Genomic DNA, 17,548 nt, shown 5'->3' on the forward strand with positions numbered 1-17,548 from the left:
CGTGTCAGCTGCGCGATATGGCTGGACGCTAGACTGCGCCTATGTTGCCTGTGTCCACCTTCTGTATCTTCCGTCTGCCTGGGGTGTCCCGGCGTCGGCGCGGCTGGCGAACGTGAGCGCCCGGCTCTCGGCCCTCGCCTCCGAATTCGGGATGGTCGAGCGTGCGTTGGGCGACCCTGCCGCCCTGGCTGATCCACGCGAGTACGCCCGGCTGACGCGCCGCCACCGCGAACTGCTGCCCCTGATGACCGTGCTGCGCGAGCGCGAGCAGGTGGACGCCGACCTTGCGGGCGCCCGCGAACTGCTCGCGGACCCCGATATGCGTGACCTCGCCGCTCAGGAGATTCAGCAGCTCGAAGCCCGGGCGGCCGAACTGGAAGGCGAACTGGTGGTGCTCCTGCTGCCCACCGACCCCGACGACCAGAAGGACGTGATTCTGGAGCTGCGTGCCGGGGCCGGCGGCGCCGAGGCCGGGCTGTTCGTGATGGACCTGCTGCGCCTGTACACCCGCTACGCCGAGGGCGCGGGCCTACGCCTAAATGTGCTGGACGCCAGCGAGAGTGACCTGGGCGGCGCCAGCAAGGTGGTGGCCGAGGTCACCGGCGACGGCGCCTTCCGCGCCTTCAAGTGGGAGCGCGGCGTGCACCGCGTGCAGCGCGTGCCCGCCACCGAAAGCCAGGGCCGCATTCACACCAGCACGGTCACCGTGGCCGTGCTGCCCGAAGCGGAAGTGGGCGAGGTGCAGCTGGACCTGAGCGAGGTGCGCATTGACGTGTTCCGCTCGCAGGGCGCGGGCGGACAGGGCGTGAACACCACCGACTCCGCCGTGCGCGCCGTGTACCGCCCCGGCACCCCCGACGAGATCATGGTGGTGTGCCAGGACGGCCGCTCGCAGATCAAGAACCGCGAAAAGGCCCTGCAGGTGCTCGCCGCGCGCCTCGCCGAGCGTGAACGCGCCGCCCGCGAGGCCCAGGAGCGCAGTGACCGCGCCGCGCAGGTGGGCACGGGCGAACGCAGCGAGAAGATCCGCACCTACAACTACCCGCAAAACCGCGTGACCGACCACCGCCTGGAAGGGGAGAGTAAAAACCACCCCCTGGACACGGTGATGACCGGGGCCCTGGCGCCGGTCGTGGCGGCGCTGGCCCGCGCGCAGCGCGAGCGGCAACTGCTGGAGATGGCTGGGGAGGAGCAGCATGGGGCGGCGTGACCTGCTGGTGGCCGCCGGTATTTTGCGCGACCGCTTTGGGCGGGTGCTGCTGGTGGGCAACGACTGGCAGGGGCACGGCCGCGTGCGCCACACCCTGCCCGGCGGCGTGGTGGAACACGGCGAAACCCTCCCCGAAGCCCTGTACCGCGAGATCTACGAGGAAACCGGCCTGAAGCTCACCGGCATCAAGCACATGGCCTACACGGTGCATATCGAAGACGAGCGCCGGGGCGAGCGGGCCATCGCCGTGGCCTTTGAAGCCACCTGGGACGGCCTGCTCAACCCTGCCGACCCCGACGGCTTTATTGTCGAGGCGCGCTTTTGCACCCCTGAAGAAGCCCTGGAAAAAATTGAGGCCCCGCCCATGCGCGAGCCGCTCAGCGACTACCTGAAAACGGGCGAGCCGGGCCGCTTCTATGCCTTTAAAGGCTGGGACGGACGCGGCGGCCTGCGCATCCCGGCCCTGAAGCCCAGGTCATAACGCCCGGCGGGTCAGCAGGAACCGAGTGTGGAGAAGTCATCTCTCCACACTCGGTTCTTACTGAGGGCCAACGCCGCGCCCGGCCCTCTACATGCCTCTTTACACGTAGTCCACGCTCAGAATCTCGAATTCGGCGGTGCCTTTGGGCAGTTGCACCGTCACCTTCTCGCCCGCCTTCTTGCCGCTCAGGGCCTTGCCGATGGGGCTGGCGTCGCTGATCTTGCCTTTGAGCACGTCCACCTCGTAGGTGCCCACCAGTTCAAAGTGGTGCTCCTTGCCCTTGGCGTCTTTCACGCGCACCCTGGCGCCCAGGCCCGCGCCGCCCGAGGCATCCTCTTCGATGATCAGGGCGCGTTCCAGCTGGCTTTCCAGTTCGGCAATGCGGGCCTCGTTCTCGCTTTGCTGCATGCGGGCTTCGTCGTAGGCGGCACTTTCGCGCAGGTCGCCGTCCTCAATGGCGCGGCCCATGTTCTCGGAGATCTCCTCGCGCTTGGTGGTTTTCAGGTAATGCAGCGTTTCGAGCAATTTGTCATACCCACGCTGGGTCATGGTGATGCGGTCTTTGGTCATAGACGGTCAAGTATAGGCCCCGGCGCCAACCGGCGCGGTGTGAGATGAACCGGGAAGCCCAGGACGAGCCGCCGACCGGTGCCCTCTCTCCTCCCGCCCGCGCGGGCCGCTTCTGGCCACCTTTCCCGCCGCGTTCTCTAAAGACCAAGCTCAGCCGTGTCCCACCCGGCGCAGGCCGGGCGCGGGCTAGCGTGGGGCCATGACCCGAGACGACCGAGTGGACAGAGACGGCGGCTACGCCCCCGAGGGCGAGATTCGTGACGACGGCACCACGGGCGAACTGCTGCAGGAAAAGATGGTGGCCGAAAGCCTGCTGCACGAGGACGTGATGGGGGAGAGCGTGAACCCCAATGACCAGCCCGGCTTCAACGATGGCCGCCTGGGAGGCCGCGACTTCGAGGACCGTCAGGGGGTGCCCAACAACACGGGCGACAGCGATCTCGAAGGCCGCGCGGCCGGTGGCGATGGCACCCACCGCAGCGGCGGTATTGACGGCGGTCCCGAGCGCACCACGCCGCTCCCCGGCACCGACAAGTAAGACTGGTTCTATCCGTGCAAAAGAGCGGACCGCCACTCCACGAGGGCGGTCCGTTCTCTGTGCTGCTGGTCTCTTACGGAATGTCGTTGCCAATGCCCAGGTTCTCGGCCACGGCCTTTTGCACCTGCTTCTGCGTGTCCATGACCTCTACGGCCACACGTTCGCCGCCTTCCAGGTCCATCACGAAGTGGTCACCGTCCAGGCGCACCCTCGAGAGAATCTGCTCCTCGCCTTCGGGGCGGGTGGCGGCGCGCAGTTCCACGAAGCGGCGCATGGGCGTGCGGATCACCTTGGGCGCCAGAATCTCTTCCACCTGGAAGATGCCCCCAGAGTTGTTCATGGTCACGCTGATCAGCACCGGCTTGTCACGGCCGCGCTCAATCACCACCTGGTCCACCGCCAGGGCGCTGATGGAATGAATGTCCACGCTGCCCATCGAAAAGGCCTTGCGCCCCCGCCCCTTGGTGATGTCGGTGCCGTCGGCCACGGCGGTGATGCCGCCTTCAATGGTCAGCGGCGCCGGGCTGAGGTCGTGGCAGTTGATGGCCCCCAGAATGAAGGACCGCACCTTGGTGCGCTTGAAGGGGTCCGGGTACAGCGGCCCCATGATCCGGTCCACGATGGGCAGCGCCAGGGCAATCCCGTGCGCCTCGTGGCCCACCCGGTGCACCTGATTGCCAATGTCGTGCAGCATGGTGCCCAGAATCACAGCCAGAAACACGTCGTCGGCGTCGCCCACCCCGCTGTCCATGATGTCGGGCTTGACCCCGCCTTCCAGCAGCAGTTCGGTGATCGCCATGCTGGCCGCGCCAGTGATAAAGGCGTGTACGCGGCCGTGGTCGTTGTACCCCAGCTTGCGCATGGTGATGTAGTTGGCCATGTCCCAGTGGGCCAGGGCCTCGGGGTCGGCGCGCAGGGCCTCGTAGGCGGCCAGCGCGCGGGGGTACTCCTGCAGGTCGGTGCGGATGGCCTGATTGGCTTCTTCAATCAGCTTGGCGCGCGGCGTGGTGAACTCCACCACCCGGGCGGGCGGCACCCCCTCCCGCCCCGCCACATCGCTGACCTTGCCGCCTTCGACACTCAGGCGGAACTTCTGCTCGCCCCCCTGCACTTCGGCGCCGCCGTCCTCACTCACCCTGGAACTCCGCGCGGCGCTTGTTCAAAAAGGCGTCCACCCCCTCGCGGAAATCCTTGGTGGCGACCGTCATGCCAAACAGGTCGGCCTCGATTTCCAGCCCGCCTTCCAGGGTGCTGTCCAGGCCCCGGCGCACCGCTTCTTTCACCAGCGACAGGGCGATAGGGGCGTGCCGCAGCATGCTCTCGGCCACCTCGCGCGCCTTGGCCAGCGCGTCGTCGGCCACGTAGTTCACCAGGCCCATCGTCAGGGCCTCGTCGGCCTTCACCTGCCGCGCGGTCAGCATCAGGTCCAGGGCGCGTCCGGCCCCCACCAGGCGGGCCAGCCGCTGGGTGCCGCCAAAGCCCGGAATCAGGCCCAGGCTGACTTCTGGCAGGCCCAGGCGAGCCGTGGTGGCGGCCACGCGCACATCGCAGGCCAGGGCCAGTTCCAGACCGCCACCCAGTGCAAAGCCGTTCACGGCGGCAATCACCGGAATGGGTAGCGAGGCGATCTGGTGCATCACGTCCTGCCCAGCCAGCGACATCTCGCGCCCGTCGTACACCCCTTCCAGGTTGGTGAATTCGCTGATGTCGGCGCCCGCCACAAAGGCTTTGTCGCCCGCCCCGGTGATGATCAGCGCGCCCACCTCGGCGTCTTCCACGATCAGGTTCACGGCCTGGGCAATTTCAGACAGGGTGTCAGCGTTCAGGGCGTTCAGGGCTTTGGGGCGAGCAATGGTCAGCACCGCAATGGGGCCATGCTGGTCAATCTGCACGTTGTTGAATTCAAATTCGTCCAGCTGCGTCATGGGATTCATCCTGCCACAAGGGACCGCCCGGCAGCCGATGATGCCGCCCGGGCCCCAGTGCATGAATCCCTGCTCAAGAGGGCAGGAAACGTGGGGGATGGGGCTGGTCCAGTGGGCTGTCATCGAGACGTGGCACAGACCTGTGGGGTTATGGCGGTCTCTTCCTCATTGTTCGGGAGAGCCAGTGGTCGCTACGCGGTCTGGAATGGGCCAAGGGAGCGTCCCTGTGCCGCTTTCTCCACCAAGGTCTCCGACTTGTGACCTCGGTAGAGCAACGGCCGCGCGGTGCTCGAAAGCCGCAGTGGGCCGCACAATCGCCCACGTTTCACGCCAGCTGCAACAGGTGGCCTACGGCCCTCGCCTCCACGCACAAGTAAGCCGCCGGCCCAGAGTGATCTGAAGCCGGCCGTTAAGGTTGTGTGTCTAAAAGGTTTTCAGCCTTGCGACTCGCGGGCGGCCAGGGTCACAATCGCTTCCAGGGCCACGCGCACCATCCGGTCCACCCCGGCGGCCAGCACGTCGTCGGGCACCAGCTGGGGGTCGCCAATGTCGTTGCTGCAGGCGGTCAGGCACGCCGCGCGCAGGCCGCGCTGGGCGGCCACCAGGAAGATGGCGCTGGCTTCCATCTCAAAGCCCAGCACGCCTCGCCCCGCCCACAGCCGCGCGTGTTCTGGCGTGCTGGCGTAGAACGCGTCCTCGGTCATGATCAGGCCCACGTGGTGCGGGGCCCCCTGCGCGCGGGCGGCCTGCACCGCCGCCTCATTGACCTCAAAGCTGGCGGCCGGGGCGTAAGGGGCGCCCCCCAGCAGCTGACGGGTGGTGCCGTCGTTGGGCACGGCGGCCGTGGCGATCACCAGGTCGCCGGGGGCCACGCTGGGGGTGGCGCCGCCCAGGGTGCCCACCCGGATCAGGGTGCGGGCGCCCAGGCGCGCCAGTTCCTCGGCCACGATGGCGGCGCTGGGACAGCCCATCCCGGTGGTCTGCACGCTGACCGGCACGCCCTGGTAAGTGCCGGTAAAGCCCAGCAGCTGGCGGTGAGAGGTGTACTCCCGTACGCCCTCCAGATAGGTCTGGGCAATGTGACGCGCCCGGTTCGGGTCACCGGGCAGTAGAACAAACGGGGCCACGTCGCCGGGCACGCCTCGCACGTGAATCTGACTCATGCGGCGAGTATAGGGAGAATCACACCCACACCAGACTTCATGAGAATCCACCTGACCCCCCGTCCAGCTGAGCTCGAATCCCATCCATACGGGGTTCGTGCAACAGGCAACGCCTCTCATAGATGTCAATGGTTACGGAGCCGACAGCTTTCTCATGAAGGAGACCATTTTGGTCCTCGTGCTGGGCAAGTCTGGGCTCATCACCTCGTGTGCATTCTCACAATGCGCTCCATCTAAAGATGGGGATCAGGTGGCGCTCATCTGGCGGCCGGTCAGCGGCAGCTCTCTGGCGCCCAGTTCACAAAGGGCTCACAGCCCCTGCCTACGGTGAACCCAGGAAGACAGGTCACGTTCTGAGTTGCCGACCTGCCTTTGAGCACCCAAGGAGACCCCCCATGCACAAATCGTTGATCCTCGCGTCCACCCTGGCCCTGAGCCTCGGCGCTGCCAGCGCCCAGACCGCCCCCGCTACCTCTGCGCCCGCCCAGGTCACCCTGAGCGACGTGCCTGCCGGTCACTGGGCCAAGGACGCCGTGGACCGCATTGTGCAGTGCGGTCTGATTCAGGGTTTCCCCGATGGCACCTTCCGTGGCAATGAGAACCTTACGCGCTACCAGGCCGCGCTGATCTTCTACCGCGCCCTGCAGGCCGGCGCCCTGGCCAACTGCGGCTTTAACGCGGGCGACATGACCGCCATCGCCAACGGCATGCAGGAAGTCAGCACGGAGCTGGCTGCTATCGCCACCCGCGTCACCGACCTGGAGCGCCTGAGCGCCGAGCAGCAGGCCCGCATTGACGCGCTGGAAGCCCGCATCAACGGCCTGGGCACCGGCACGGGCGCCGCCTCGGCCGATGTGGCCGCGCTGCAGGCCCGCATTGACGCGCTGGAAGCCGCCATCCGCAACATTCCTGCCGGCCCCGCCGGCCCGGCGGGCCCCGCTGGTCCTCAAGGCCCGGCCGGTCCCCAGGGTCCTGCCGGCCCGGCGGGCCCCGCCGGCACTAGCGCCAGCGGCACGGTGACCACCACCCCCACCACGCCCCCCACCACCGTGGTGATCGGCGAGCCCACCCCCACCGAAGTGGCTCCTAGCCGTGGCCTGTACGCCGGGATCGCCTTCGGCGCCAAGTCGGCCGGCGCCGGCTCCGAGTGCCTGTCGCTGGGCAGCGGTGCCAACCGCACCCGCGTGAACTACTGCTATACCGGCACGGCGATGGTGGGCTCCAGCAACGTGATTGGCCCCATCGGCGCCCGCGCCGCTGTGGAATACACCCCGGCCTTCAACGCCATCAGCGCCGATGTGAATGCCACCTACGAGATCAACACGGGCGCTGGCCTGACCCCTTACGTGGGCGCCGGTCTGGGTCTGACCAGCGGTTACGTGCGTGGCTCGGAAACGGCGAGCGCCACCGACGTCTACGCCAACGTGTTGCTGGGCGCCGACTACCGCGTGACCGACAGCATCTCGGTGTTCGTGGAAGGCAATGGCCGCTACTACTTCAGCAACAAGGGCGCGGCCACGGGCCTGCCCAGCACCTCCACCAACGGTGGCTTCAACGGCGGCGTCAAGGCCGGCCTGAAGTTCTACTTCTAACCCCACCGTCAACAAGGGCCCTCCCGTGCGGAGGGCTCTTTTTTTCGGCCCAGGGCGGGCTACACTGGAGGGATGCGCCTCGTTTCCTTTCTTCAGGTGCTGTTCCTGCTGGGCCTGCTGGCCTACCTGGCGCTGGTGACCCTGGAAAACCCTGGACTGGTGCGCCTGCCGCTGCCGCTGGGGAGCGGCGAGTTCACCCTGTCGGTGGGGGCTGGGGTCACGGTCTTTTTGCTACTAGGGGCCGCGTTCATGGGCCTGCTGCTCTTGCCTGGGCTGTGGAGCGAGCGCCGTCGCCGGGGCCACGAGGCCCGGCTACGCCGTGAGGCTGAAGCGCGCCTGACCGCCACCCTGCAGGCCCGCTTGGGCGCCGCCGCCCTGTCCGAGGCCCCGCGAGAGGGCGGGGCGTGAGCGCACTCCGGGGGACCGCCGCCCAGCCGCAGTGGGTGTTGGCGGTGCCCAGCAGCCGCGCCCACCTGCTAGACACCATGCGCACCTGGGGCGTGGCCCCCCCGCTGGCCCAGGCACTGGCAGGCCGTGGTTTAAGCCCGGCGTTGCTGGCCCCGCCCCTGACCCTGACTCCCAATCCGGCTCTGCGCGAAGCAGCGGTGCGGATCGCGGCGGCCATCCGGGCGGGCCAGCGCATCCGCATTCACGGCGACTACGATGCCGACGGCGTGAGCGCCACCGCCGTGCTGGTCCTGGGCCTGCGTGAACTGGGCGCCGAGGTGCATGGGTTCATCCCGCACCGCCTGAACGAGGGCTACGGCCTGCACCCGGACAAGGTGGAGGAGCACGCCGCCGCCTGCGACCTGCTGGTGACGGTGGACTGTGGCGTGACCAACCACGCCGAGGTGCGCGCCCTGCTGGACCGGGGCACCGAGGTGATCGTGACCGACCACCACGCCCCCGGCGAGCAGTTTCCTGAGGCCCTGGTGGTTCACCCTCACCTCACCCACGGCTACGACGGCGGGCTGCACAACCTGACAGGCGCCGGCGTGGCCTACCACCTGCTCTGGGCGGTGCGCGAGGCCCTGGGCCTGGGCGAGCCCCGGCATCTCAGCCCGCTGGCCACCCTGGGCACCATTGCCGACGTGGCCCCCCTGATCGGCGAGAACCGCGCGCTGGTGCAAGCGGGCCTGGCCGAACTGGCGCGCACCGAACTGCCAGGGCTGCGGGCGCTGCTCGAGACGGGGCGCGTGGCCCGCCCCGGTGCGCGCGACGTGGCTTTTGTGCTGGCCCCCCGCATCAACGCGGCCGGCCGGCTGGGCGAAGCTGATATTGCCCTGGAACTGCTCACGACCAGCAGCGCCCACGACGCCCGGCGTCTGGCGGAATACCTGGAAATCCGCAACCTGGAGCGGCGCAAGCTGCAAGACGAGATGTTCGCCCAGTCCCTGACACTGGTGGATCCCAGCGACCCAGCCCTGGTGGTCACGCACCCCGACTGGCACGCGGGCGTGATGGGTATCGTGGCCAGCAAGCTGCTGGACACCTACCACAAGCCGGTGTACATCGTGGCGCAGGGCAAGGGCTCGGTACGCAGCACGCCGGGCATCAGCGCGGTGGGGGGCCTGAAATTCAGCGGCGACCTGCTGCGGCGCTACGGGGGCCACCCGGGAGCGGCGGGTTTTGCGATGGACGAGACGCACTTTGCGGCCTTCCGGGACCGGGTGCACGACTACGTGCGCCAGTTCCCCGCCCCCGTGCCGCGCGTGCGGCTGGACGCCGCGCTGCCGGCGCTGGGGGCGACCCAGGATCTGCTGGACCAGACGGCTGCGTTCGAGCCGTTTGGTGAGGGGCACCCGCTGCCCTTGTGGCACCTGCGCGACACCCTGACCGAGACGCGGCTGGTGGGCAAGCGCGGCGACAGCCTGCAGTTCAAGGTGGCGGGTCTGCGCGGCGTGAAGTTTGGCGAGACGGACGCTGCTGGCGGCGAGCGGGACCTTGCCGCCCACCTAACCGGCAGCGAGTGGCGCGGGCAGCGGCGGGTGGAAGTTCAGGGGCAGGCGCTGCGCCTGCCCGGCCCAGTGGCGCTGGACGGCCCGCCCCCCGCTTTTCCCCTGCCCCGGCTGGACCCGCGTGTGGCCCTGGCCCACCTGCGCTCCGGCGCTGCCGCCTACGCGGTGGGGGCCGTGGCCGACTATCTGCGCGACAACATGCCAGGCCTGACCCTGGTGCGGCCCGGCCAGGGCCATCCCGGCGGCGAACTGATCCTGTACACCCTGCCCGCCGAGGACGACCTGCGCCGCTGGATTCTGGGCGGTCGCGTGGCCTTCGCCTTTGGGCCCAAGACCCTGGCGGACCTGGAAGGCGCCCTGACCCGGCAGCACCTGCTGGCGCCCCCCACCAACCCCCTGCGCGAACTGGTCCCCGGCGCGGCGGCGCCGCAGTTAGAGGCCGCCGCCGATGCCTACCGCCGCTGGCAGTGGGCCCACCACTGGCGCGTGCTGGACGATGGGGGATGGGCCGCCAGCGTGCTGGCCATGCTGGGGCTGGCACAGGGAGAGCCGCAGCCAGAACTGGCGCTGGGGTGAAAAGGGCCATGAGCTCTGGGCTATGGGCCATGAGCAAGAAATGCGCTTATGGCTCCAAGGTGTGATAGGGATTGCGGTTCACCAGTTCTTCTATCACTGATGAACACGACCGGAGGGAGAAAGAAAAACGGTGACGGATAGGCGTGACAGCACTGAAGCGACGCGGAGGGGCTATAACGGGTGATCTGGAATCCGTATGACCCGTCAGTGGGGCTGAACAGCGGTGGGCTCATAGATCAGCGGCTGTCCACCCCCTGGCACTGCTAGAACGCCCCTCCCTCATGGCCCAGAGCTCAGAGCCCCTCCGCCACCTGCCGCGCCAGGGCCCAGCCGCTCAGCAGCGCCGCTTCTGCGCGCGGGCCGTGGGCATCCGGGGTGAACCAGTCGCCGCACCAGCCCAGGCCCAGGGCCGCGTCCCAGTGGCAGGGAGCGGGGGCGAGTTGGGTGGGGGTGGCAAAGCGCCAGCGGTGGGCAAAGGCCGCACGCGTGGGCAGGGCTTCGCCCAGGGCCTCCTCGGCAGCGGCCAGCAGCCGGGCGCAGACTTCTTCGGGCGGGGCGTCCAGATGGGCACGCGTCCAGTCGGCGTTCGCCTGCAGAGTCAGGGCTGGGGGGTGGCCGTGCGGACGCTTGGTGTGCTCCAGGGCCACCCACTCCAGCGGCCCGCCCGTCAGGCGGGTGGCGGGGTGGGGCCACTGGGGGGCACCGGTTAACACCGCGCCCACCGCCCAGGACGGCGCGTAGCCCACGCGGCTGGCGGCCTGGATGGCACCTTCACTGGCCGAGTCACGCAGGGTCTCGCCCAGCATCAGCGGGTCCAGCAGGGGCAGCAGTTGTGGGGCCGGCAGGTTCAGCACCAGCCGCCGGGTGGCCCAGGTCTGCCCGTCCTGGGCATGCACCTGCCAGTGGTCGCCGCGCCGCGCGAGGCTGGTGACCTGCACGCCAGTCTGAATGTCCAGCCCCCGGGCCAGCACGCGCCCCAGGGTGCTCATGCCCTCCGGGGGGGCGTAGCGGGGATGGGCATCCTGGGCCAAGTGCAGCCCGCGCCCGTCAAGGGTGGCCACCCCCCGGGTCCACACCGCGTTCCAGCCCTCGCGCACGCCGCCTTCGGCCAGGGCCACGGTGCGCGGGTGCCGGGCCGTGAAAAAGCGCGCGCCGTGGTCCAGCCGCGCGGTGGTCCCGTCTGGCAGGGCAACCCGCCGGGTGGCCGCCCGGCCCGAAACCCCCCGGCTCTTGTCCAGCACGGTGAGCGGCCCCCCGGCCTGTCCGGCGTCCCGCGCGAAGGCCAGCCCGGCCAGCCCGGCGCCCACCACCAGCCAGTCGTGCATGCTCAGAGCAGCGCCCGGTGGTCGGCCAGCAGGCAGCGGTCCTGCACCACGTCGATGCCGCGTGCGGCCAATTCGCGCGCCGCAGCGTCATCACGGATGCCCTGCTGCAGCCACACCACCCGGGGCAGGGGCGTCATAGACAGGATGTCTGCCAGATGCTCGCGCACCTTGTCGCTGCGGCGGAACACGTCCACGATGTCCACCGGCGTGCCAATCTCGGCCAGGGTGGCCACCGCGCGGTGCCCGAAATAACTCTCGCCGCGCGCCGCCAGCGCCGGATTCACCGGAATCACCGTGTAGCCCTGGCGGTGCATGTACTCCGGCACGTAGTGGGCAGGCTTCATAGGGTCGTGGTGAAAGCCCACCACGGCGATCACCTTGCTGGTGGTCAGCACGTCGCGCAGCTGAGCGCTCTGGGTCAGCAGGGTCATGCGCCGCCCACCTCCGCAAAGGCGGCCTGCGCGGCGTCCAGCGTCAGGCCCAGCTCGGCGTCGCCGTGCGCGCCGCTGACAAAAATGCTCTCGAACTGGCTGGGGGCCCAGTACACCCCGCGCGCCAGCAGGCCCTGGAACCAGCGGGCAAAGGCGGCGGTGTCGCTGCGCGCGGCGTCCGTGTAGGTGCGCACCGAACCGTCCGGGGCATCCTGAAAAAAGGCCGTCAGCATGGAGCCGATGTGGTTGAGGCTGATGGCCACGCCGGCTTCCCGCGCCGTTTCGCGCAGGCCGCCCGCCAGGGCCGCCGTGTAGGCGTCCAGCCGGGCGTACAGGCCTGGATCAGCTTCCAGGGCCTGCAGGGTGGCCAGCCCCGCCGCCATCGCCAGCGGATTGCCGCTGAGGGTGCCGGCCTGGTACACCGGGCCCTGCGGCGAGACGAAGTCCATCACGTCGGCCCGGCCGCCATAGGCGCCCACTGGCAGGCCACCGCCGATGATCTTGCCCCAGCAGATGAGGTCCGGCTGCAGGCCCAGCAGCCCGGTGGCCCCGCGCAGGGACAGGCGGAAGCCGGTCATGACCTCGTCGGCTATCAGGAGGGCGCCGCTGGCCTTCACGCGGTGCAGCGCCGCCACAAAGTCGGGGGTGGGGATCAGCACGCCCGCGTTGCCCACCACCGGCTCGAAGATCACGGCGGCGACCTCGTGGCCGCGCGCCGCCATCAGGGCGTCCAGGGCGGCCGGGTCGTTGTATTCACTGACCAGGGTCAGGCGGGCGTACTCCTCGGGCACGCCCGCGCTGCTGGGGGCCGAGCCGCCCAGATGGTCGGCGTTGGTCAGCAGGCCGCTGCCCGCTTCGACCAGCAGGCCGTCGGCGTGGCCGTGGTAGTTGCCCCGGAACTTCACGATGAACTTGCGCCCCGTGGCGCCACGCGCCAGCCGCAGGGCGCTCATGGTGGCCTCGGTGCCGCTGTTGACAAAGCGCACGCGCTCGGTGCCGGTCAGGCGGGTCACCAGTTCGGCCAGCTGCACTTCCCGCTCGCCGGGGGCGCCAAAGCTGGTGCCGCCCGCCAGCGCCTGCAGAATCGCCTCGCGCACGCCGGGGTGGTTGTGCCCCAGGATCATGGGCCCCCACGACCCGATGTAATCCACATACTGGGTGCCGTCGGCGTCGGTCAGGTAGGCGCCGTCGGCGTGGGCCATGAAGCGCGGCGTGCCCCCCACGCTGCGAAAGGCGCGCACAGGACTGTTCACCCCGCCGGGCGTCACGGCGCGGGCCCGCGCAAACAGCGCTTCTGAACGCGCGGTCTGGGTGGGCACGGGAAAAGCGTTGGTGGTCATGCCGCCCACCTTACCGGAAGGGGTGCCGGGGCAGGAGCGAGGTGGGCAACAGTTGACGGGAGGCTGTATTTCTTCCGTACCGTCAGCGAGTCGCAGATGGCAACCGCCTCCGTCAGCAAGGCCAGCGTCTCGGTGCTGGCCGCACAGGCCACGAAACGGCCCGGCACGCCCCGGGCCGCCACCACCATCCTCAGGTGATAGCGCGAGGAAAAGTTGCGGTTGCCCTGCGTGTCGAACACCAGCACCTGCCGGGCAGCGGTCTTTTCACGGCGAAGCAGCTGACGCGGCGCGGTCATGTCGGAGGCCGTGATGGCCCCCGTGATTTCGAATTCCACCTTGAAATCCTGCGCGGTGTGGTCCAGTTCCTCGAAAAAGGTGTCCACCTTATAGCTGGCGGGGGCCTTGCCGCTCACCACAGAGCGTTCGGGGGTAAAAGGCCGCTTGACCTCCAGCGAGAAGGCGTTCAGGGCTGGGGCGGCCAGGGCGCCCCCTAGCAGAACCGTCAGGGCCAGGGCCGGGCGAACAAGGTGTGACCTAGGAACCTCCAGTGCCAAGGAAAAGAGAGCAGCCGCCTGGGTTGGTCAGGCGGCTGCCCCCTCTAAGAAGACGCTTACAGGCCCAGCAGGCCAGCAGCGGCGGTGGCGGTCAGTTCGCGGCGGAAGGGTTCCACCAGGGCGCGGTCCGGGCCACCCCCGGCCTGCACGGTGCTGTTCAGGTCTGGTAGCTGGCCGTTTTGCAGCGCCTGGGCGGCCTGGGCAAAGTCCACGGTGGGCAGGCCCAGGGCGCGGTTCACCGCTGCGCGCACCTGGGCGTAGCGGTCGGCGCTCATGCCTTCCTTGGTCAGGGCGGCCGCCTGGGCCTGCCGGGCGGCGCCCACGCTGGCGCCCGCGTCGCGCAGCACGGCCATCATCTGCAGGAGGTTGGGGTTCTGGCCGTTCTGGATGTCGGTCCAGACCTGCTGCACGCCAGTAAACGAGGTGCCCAGGGCCTGACGCACCTCGCGCCGCACCCGCACGAACTGCTGCACCTCGGCCCTGGTGAGGGGGGCGCCCGCCGCCGTGCCCGCACCGCCATTCTGGCCCGCATTGCCCTGCGGCTGGCCCTGGGTCTGCGTCTGGGCGGGCGGCTGCCAGCTGGCCAGAAAATTCCGCGCCGGCTGGATCACGAAAAACCACGCCAGTCCCCCCAGCAGCGCCAGCACCAGCAGCGTGCCGCCGCCGCAGCCCAGGCACCCGCAGCCCAATCCCCGTCCATTCATTCCGACCTGTCTCATCGCCCCCTCCTACGAGGAACCGTGGGCACGGGTTCCCAGGACCGGGTGGAACCGCTATCATCGCCGGGCCGTTTTTCAATTGAACCCGGTTCAACACTGCCCCTGCCCTGGAGGTTTTCCCTATGCGTGCCCTGACTGCTGCCCTGCTTTCGGCCCTGGCCCTGAGTGCCTGTACCCCGCCCTCCCCGCCCCCTGTGCCCGAAACCCGCACCCACGACACCCGGACCTTCACGGCCGTGGTGCCCACCCTCAGCCCCGTGACGGGCGCCGAACTGTTCCAGGGCAAGATGGCGGGCCTGCGCGGCGAAGCCAGCTACGCCATTGAAGTGCCGGCCAACTGGAACGGCCAACTGGTCATGTACGCCCACGGCTACGCGGGCGAAGGCAAGGAGCTGCGCGTGCAGGCCCCGCCTCTGCGCACGCTGTGGCTGAGCCAGGGCTACGCCTGGGCTGCCAGCTCTTACAGCGCCAACTACTACGACGTGCAGGCGGGCGTGGAAGACACCAACGCCCTGGCCAACGCCTTTGGCAGCCTGACCGGCGGCAAGTACGCGGCGCCCAAAAAGACCCTGATCGTGGGCGTGAGCATGGGCGGGCACGTGGCCGGCGCGGCGGTGGAAAAGGAAACCCTGGCCACGGCCAAGAACAAAACCACCTACGCCGCCGCCCTGCCCCTGTGCGGCGTGATGGACGAGGAATACGAGTTCCAGTGGCTGGGCGATTACCCGCTGGTGGCCGCGCAACTGGCGGGCCTGGGCCCGAAAGCCTTCCCGCAGGGTCAGGACACCTTCCGCGCGCTGCTGCCCGACATTCTGGCGGCCAACTTCAGCAGCACCACTGGGGCCACGTGGCAGGAAAACGCCACCCAGGGCGCCAAGCTGCGCGAGATCGCCCGCAACCTCACAGGTGGGCCGCGCCCCGTCTTCGAGCTGGGCTTTCGCAGCGCCCAGTGGCAGCAGGCGGCGCTGAGCACGGGTGGCGCCGACGGCACGGTCATGGGTGTGCTGCCCCGCAACATCTACAGCAACGCGAACACCACCTACCGCTGGACCCAGGGCGCCACGCCCACCGAAGCCGAAAAGGCCTTTAACGCCAGCATTGTCCGCGTGACGGCCGCCGCCGATCCCAACCCCGCGCGCCCCGGCACCGTGCGCTGGCTGCCCCGGGTGAACGGCGAGTTCTCGGTGCCCGTGCTGACCCTGCACACCACTGGCGACTTCTACGTGCCCTTCCGCCACCAGCAGCTGTACCGCGCCGCCGCCAACGCGGCGGGCAACGGCGAGCGGCTGGTGCAGCGCGCCATTCGCGCCGCCGGGCACTGCGAGTTCAGCCCGGCGGAACTGGTGGAAGCGTTCACTGATCTGGTGAAGTGGGAAGCCAGCGGCGTGAAACCCGCCGGGGACGACGTGACCACCCCCAGCGTGGTGGCTGATCCCGCCTACGGCTGCCGCTTTACCCGGGGCACCCGCGCAGGCGTTGAAGCCTGCCCAGCGAACTGAAGCCAGCAGGCCATCGCGACGGGGGAGGGGCGGCGAAGGTGGCTGCCCCTCTCTCTCTTTCAGGCTGGCCGCTCTGGCAGGGCTGTCAGCAGCGCCTGCCCGGCCCCCAGTTGCGCCGTGACGGCCGGGCCAGCCACCTCGTTGCTGACCGTCCAGCCACTGCCCTGGGGAATGGCCGCGCCGGTCAGGGGCCAGCGCACCCCCCGCAGGGTCAGTCCCTGCAGGTCAGCCAGTGCCAGCACGCTGAGGGTGGCCCCCGGGGGCAGGGCCAGCGTCAGGGGCGAGGCGGGCAGCAGGGGCCAGCCCCATTCATCGCCGCTGGTCAGGGTGACGCGCAGCCCGCGTTGCCCGGCCAGCCGCAGCGCGCCCAGTGCCAGTGCGAGGGTATGGTCAAACCGGCCCCCGAAGGCCCCCAGGATCACCAGTTCGCGTGCGCCCCGACTCAGGGCAGCCTGCACCGCCAGTTCGGCGTCGGTGGCGTCCTTGGCGGTGGGGAAGACCTCGCGGGGGGCGTTCAGGTTCAGCCCCGCCGAGGAATCGAAGTCGCCCACCCACAGGTCCACGTTTAGCCCCAGGGTGGCCGCGTGGCGCGCGCCGCCGTCGGCCGCCACCACCAGGGCCGGGGTAGGCAACGCGCGCAGGGTGGGGGTATCCACCACCCGCCCGCCCACCAGAATCCAGGCGATCATTCGTCTGTCTCCCGGTCGTCGGGCAGCAGGCGCACCTGGGCGTCGTCCACGCTCAGGCGCAGGGTGTCGCCTTGCAGTTGCGCCGTTTCGCGTGGGCTGAGGGTCAGATTGAGCGGGCCCAGGGCGTGGGCCACCGTCACCTGCAGGCCGCCCTCGGTGCTGTGCTGGGCGGTGACCGGCCAGGACTCCCCCCTGCCCAGGTGCAGCGCACGTTCGGGGACGTGGCGCACCTGCCCGCCCCCCACGCGCAGCAGGTTGGGCTCGCCCAGGAAGGCCGCCACCCAGGCGCTGGCGGGCTGGGCAAACACCGTCTCGGTGGGGCCCTGCTGCACCAGCGCCCCGGCGCGCATCACCGCCACCTGTCCGGCCAGGGCGCGGGCCTCGCGCTGGTCGTGCGTGACCAGCAGCACCCCGGCGTCCAGGCGGGCAAACAGCGCGCGCAGCCCGGCGCGCAGGTCGGCGCGCAGCCGCTCGTCGAGGTTGGACATGGGCTCGTCCAGCAGCAGCAGCGGCGAGCGGGTGGCCAGCGCGCGGGCCAGTGCGGCCCGCTGCGCCTGCCCGCCCGAGAGTTGTGACGGGCGCCGCCCTTCCAGCCCGCCCAGGTCCACCAGGGCCAGGGCTTCGCGCGCCTGCGCCTGGGCGGCGGCGCGGGGCGTGCCGCGCACCCTCAGGCCGTAGGCCACGTTGTCCAGCACGCTCAGGTGCGGAAACAGCGCGTAATCCTGAAACACCAGCCCCACCCCGCGCGTTTCCGGGGGCTGGTGGGTGACCTCGCGCCCGCCCACCGCCACGGTGCCCGCGTCGGGGCGCTCCAGCCCGGCCACCAGCCGCAGCACCGTGCTTTTGCCGCAGCCCGACGGCCCCAGCAGCGCCACGGTTTCGCCGCGCGCCACATTCAGAGAGACGCCGCGCACAGCCTGAACGGGTCCGAAGGCTTTGTGCAGGCCATCCACGGCCAGCGCAGGTGCGACACTCATC

At 69.7% G+C, this 17,548-nt stretch carries 18 protein-coding genes; 7 read left to right on the forward strand and 11 right to left on the reverse strand.

Translation table 11 applies throughout. From position 1 onward, the window contains the following. Window positions 1-112 precede the first annotated feature (112 nt). Together prfA and KMW22_RS00730 are read left to right on the forward strand one after the other, a co-directional pair. Window positions 113-1,210, forward strand: coding sequence for a peptide chain release factor 1 (gene prfA / locus KMW22_RS00725; protein ID WP_221088099.1), 1,098 nt, complete (start codon window positions 113-115; stop codon window positions 1,208-1,210). Next, a complete protein-coding gene (locus KMW22_RS00730) occupies window positions 1,197-1,691 on the forward strand; it encodes an NUDIX hydrolase (RefSeq protein ID WP_221088100.1) in 495 nt (164 codons plus the stop codon). Before prfA ends, KMW22_RS00730 begins: the two co-directional genes overlap by 14 nt. Window positions 1,692-1,790: 99 nt before the next feature. Here the strand turns inward: KMW22_RS00730 and greA are convergent, their stop codons facing one another. Then, window positions 1,791-2,261: a transcription elongation factor GreA gene (gene greA / locus KMW22_RS00735; RefSeq protein ID WP_221088101.1), complete on the reverse strand. Its 471-nt coding sequence runs from the start codon at window positions 2,259-2,261 to the stop codon at window positions 1,791-1,793. Window positions 2,262-2,460: 199 nt separating this feature from the next. Between greA and KMW22_RS00740 the strand changes: the two genes are divergently transcribed. Continuing rightward, complete coding sequence (locus KMW22_RS00740) at window positions 2,461-2,799, forward strand: hypothetical protein (RefSeq protein WP_221088102.1); 339 nt, start codon at window positions 2,461-2,463, stop codon at window positions 2,797-2,799. A gap of 73 nt (window positions 2,800-2,872) precedes the next feature. Here the strand turns inward: KMW22_RS00740 and KMW22_RS00745 are convergent, their stop codons facing one another. From KMW22_RS00745 to KMW22_RS00755, 3 genes are all read right to left on the reverse strand, one after another. Further along, window positions 2,873-3,934 (reverse strand): phosphohydrolase, encoded by a 1,062-nt coding sequence (locus tag KMW22_RS00745; RefSeq protein ID WP_221088103.1) that lies wholly within the window; start codon window positions 3,932-3,934, stop codon window positions 2,873-2,875. Continuing rightward, window positions 3,927-4,724, reverse strand: coding sequence for an enoyl-CoA hydratase/isomerase family protein (locus KMW22_RS00750; RefSeq protein ID WP_221088104.1), 798 nt, complete (start codon window positions 4,722-4,724; stop codon window positions 3,927-3,929). The genes KMW22_RS00745 and KMW22_RS00750 overlap by 8 nt, the downstream gene beginning before the upstream one ends. Before the next feature lie 434 nt (window positions 4,725-5,158). Further along, window positions 5,159-5,887, reverse strand: coding sequence for a phosphorylase family protein (locus KMW22_RS00755; RefSeq protein ID WP_221088105.1), 729 nt, complete (start codon window positions 5,885-5,887; stop codon window positions 5,159-5,161). Window positions 5,888-6,282: 395 nt separating this feature from the next. On the opposite strand from KMW22_RS00755, the gene KMW22_RS00760 reads away from it, so the two are divergent. The 3 genes from KMW22_RS00760 to KMW22_RS00770 all read left to right on the forward strand — a co-directional run bounded on the left by KMW22_RS00760 (window position 6,283) and on the right by KMW22_RS00770 (window position 10,013). Beyond that, window positions 6,283-7,479, forward strand: a complete 1,197-nt coding sequence (locus tag KMW22_RS00760; RefSeq protein WP_221088106.1) for an S-layer homology domain-containing protein — start codon at window positions 6,283-6,285, stop codon at window positions 7,477-7,479. A 72-nt stretch (window positions 7,480-7,551) separates the two neighbouring features. After that, window positions 7,552-7,887, forward strand: coding sequence for a hypothetical protein (locus KMW22_RS00765; protein WP_221088107.1), 336 nt, complete (start codon window positions 7,552-7,554; stop codon window positions 7,885-7,887). 77 nt (window positions 7,888-7,964) lie between these two features. After that, complete coding sequence (locus tag KMW22_RS00770; RefSeq protein ID WP_221088514.1) at window positions 7,965-10,013, forward strand: single-stranded-DNA-specific exonuclease RecJ; 2,049 nt, start codon at window positions 7,965-7,967, stop codon at window positions 10,011-10,013. 293 nt (window positions 10,014-10,306) lie between these two features. Here the strand turns inward: KMW22_RS00770 and KMW22_RS00775 are convergent, their stop codons facing one another. Genes KMW22_RS00775 through KMW22_RS00795 form a run of 5 tightly spaced genes read right to left on the reverse strand, consistent with a single transcriptional unit; the run spans window position 10,307 to window position 14,382 of the window. After that, window positions 10,307-11,338: an NAD(P)/FAD-dependent oxidoreductase gene (locus KMW22_RS00775; protein ID WP_221088108.1), complete on the reverse strand. Its 1,032-nt coding sequence runs from the start codon at window positions 11,336-11,338 to the stop codon at window positions 10,307-10,309. A 2-nt stretch (window positions 11,339-11,340) separates the two neighbouring features. Beyond that, window positions 11,341-11,769, reverse strand: a complete 429-nt coding sequence (locus KMW22_RS00780) for a CoA-binding protein (protein ID WP_221088109.1) — start codon at window positions 11,767-11,769, stop codon at window positions 11,341-11,343. Further along, complete coding sequence (gene hemL, locus KMW22_RS00785) at window positions 11,766-13,109, reverse strand: glutamate-1-semialdehyde 2,1-aminomutase (protein WP_221088110.1); 1,344 nt, start codon at window positions 13,107-13,109, stop codon at window positions 11,766-11,768. Before hemL ends, KMW22_RS00780 begins: the two co-directional genes overlap by 4 nt. Further along, window positions 13,106-13,663 carry a hypothetical protein gene (locus KMW22_RS00790; protein ID WP_221088111.1) on the reverse strand — a complete coding sequence of 186 codons (558 nt, stop codon included), beginning with the start codon at window positions 13,661-13,663 and terminating at the stop codon, window positions 13,106-13,108. Before KMW22_RS00790 ends, hemL begins: the two co-directional genes overlap by 4 nt. A 56-nt stretch (window positions 13,664-13,719) precedes the next feature. Then, window positions 13,720-14,382, reverse strand: coding sequence for a hypothetical protein (locus tag KMW22_RS00795; RefSeq protein WP_235692408.1), 663 nt, complete (start codon window positions 14,380-14,382; stop codon window positions 13,720-13,722). 122 nt (window positions 14,383-14,504) lie between these two features. Between KMW22_RS00795 and KMW22_RS00800 the strand changes: the two genes are divergently transcribed. Then, the gene (locus KMW22_RS00800; RefSeq protein WP_221088112.1) at window positions 14,505-15,881 is read left to right on the forward strand and encodes an alpha/beta hydrolase family protein; all 1,377 of its coding nucleotides are present in this window, start codon (window positions 14,505-14,507) and stop codon (window positions 15,879-15,881) included. Between the two features lie 59 nt (window positions 15,882-15,940). Here the strand turns inward: KMW22_RS00800 and KMW22_RS00805 are convergent, their stop codons facing one another. Both KMW22_RS00805 and KMW22_RS00810 read right to left on the reverse strand, forming a co-directional pair. Continuing rightward, window positions 15,941-16,570, reverse strand: coding sequence for a thiamine diphosphokinase (locus tag KMW22_RS00805; RefSeq protein ID WP_221088113.1), 630 nt, complete (start codon window positions 16,568-16,570; stop codon window positions 15,941-15,943). Next, the gene (locus tag KMW22_RS00810) at window positions 16,567-17,547 is read right to left on the reverse strand and encodes an ABC transporter ATP-binding protein (protein WP_221088114.1); all 981 of its coding nucleotides are present in this window, start codon (window positions 17,545-17,547) and stop codon (window positions 16,567-16,569) included. Before KMW22_RS00810 ends, KMW22_RS00805 begins: the two co-directional genes overlap by 4 nt. Window position 17,548 lies beyond the last annotated feature (1 nt).

The organism is Deinococcus aquaedulcis (assembly GCF_019693445.1).
In the GTDB taxonomy this organism is placed as follows: domain Bacteria; phylum Deinococcota; class Deinococci; order Deinococcales; family Deinococcaceae; genus Deinococcus; species Deinococcus aquaedulcis.

Coding starts and splice junctions, on each gene's coding strand:
- KMW22_RS00730 (WP_221088100.1), top strand. CDS start 1,197: ATGGGGCGGCGTGACCTGCTGGTGGCCGCCGGTATTTTGCGCGACCGC.
- greA (WP_221088101.1), bottom strand. CDS start 2,261: ATGACCAAAGACCGCATCACCATGACCCAGCGTGGGTATGACAAATTG.
- KMW22_RS00740 (WP_221088102.1), top strand. CDS start 2,461: ATGACCCGAGACGACCGAGTGGACAGAGACGGCGGCTACGCCCCCGAG.
- KMW22_RS00750 (WP_221088104.1), bottom strand. CDS start 4,724: ATGACGCAGCTGGACGAATTTGAATTCAACAACGTGCAGATTGACCAG.
- KMW22_RS00755 (WP_221088105.1), bottom strand. CDS start 5,887: ATGAGTCAGATTCACGTGCGAGGCGTGCCCGGCGACGTGGCCCCGTTT.
- KMW22_RS00760 (WP_221088106.1), top strand. CDS start 6,283: ATGCACAAATCGTTGATCCTCGCGTCCACCCTGGCCCTGAGCCTCGGC.
- KMW22_RS00765 (WP_221088107.1), top strand. CDS start 7,552: ATGCGCCTCGTTTCCTTTCTTCAGGTGCTGTTCCTGCTGGGCCTGCTG.
- KMW22_RS00770 (WP_221088514.1), top strand. CDS start 7,965: ATGCGCACCTGGGGCGTGGCCCCCCCGCTGGCCCAGGCACTGGCAGGC.
- KMW22_RS00775 (WP_221088108.1), bottom strand. CDS start 11,338: ATGCACGACTGGCTGGTGGTGGGCGCCGGGCTGGCCGGGCTGGCCTTC.
- KMW22_RS00780 (WP_221088109.1), bottom strand. CDS start 11,769: ATGACCCTGCTGACCCAGAGCGCTCAGCTGCGCGACGTGCTGACCACC.
- hemL (WP_221088110.1), bottom strand. CDS start 13,109: ATGACCACCAACGCTTTTCCCGTGCCCACCCAGACCGCGCGTTCAGAA.
- KMW22_RS00795 (WP_235692408.1), bottom strand. CDS start 14,382: ATGAGACAGGTCGGAATGAATGGACGGGGATTGGGCTGCGGGTGCCTG.
- KMW22_RS00800 (WP_221088112.1), top strand. CDS start 14,505: ATGCGTGCCCTGACTGCTGCCCTGCTTTCGGCCCTGGCCCTGAGTGCC.
- KMW22_RS00805 (WP_221088113.1), bottom strand. CDS start 16,570: ATGATCGCCTGGATTCTGGTGGGCGGGCGGGTGGTGGATACCCCCACC.
- KMW22_RS00810 (WP_221088114.1), bottom strand. CDS start 17,547: ATGAGTGTCGCACCTGCGCTGGCCGTGGATGGCCTGCACAAAGCCTTC.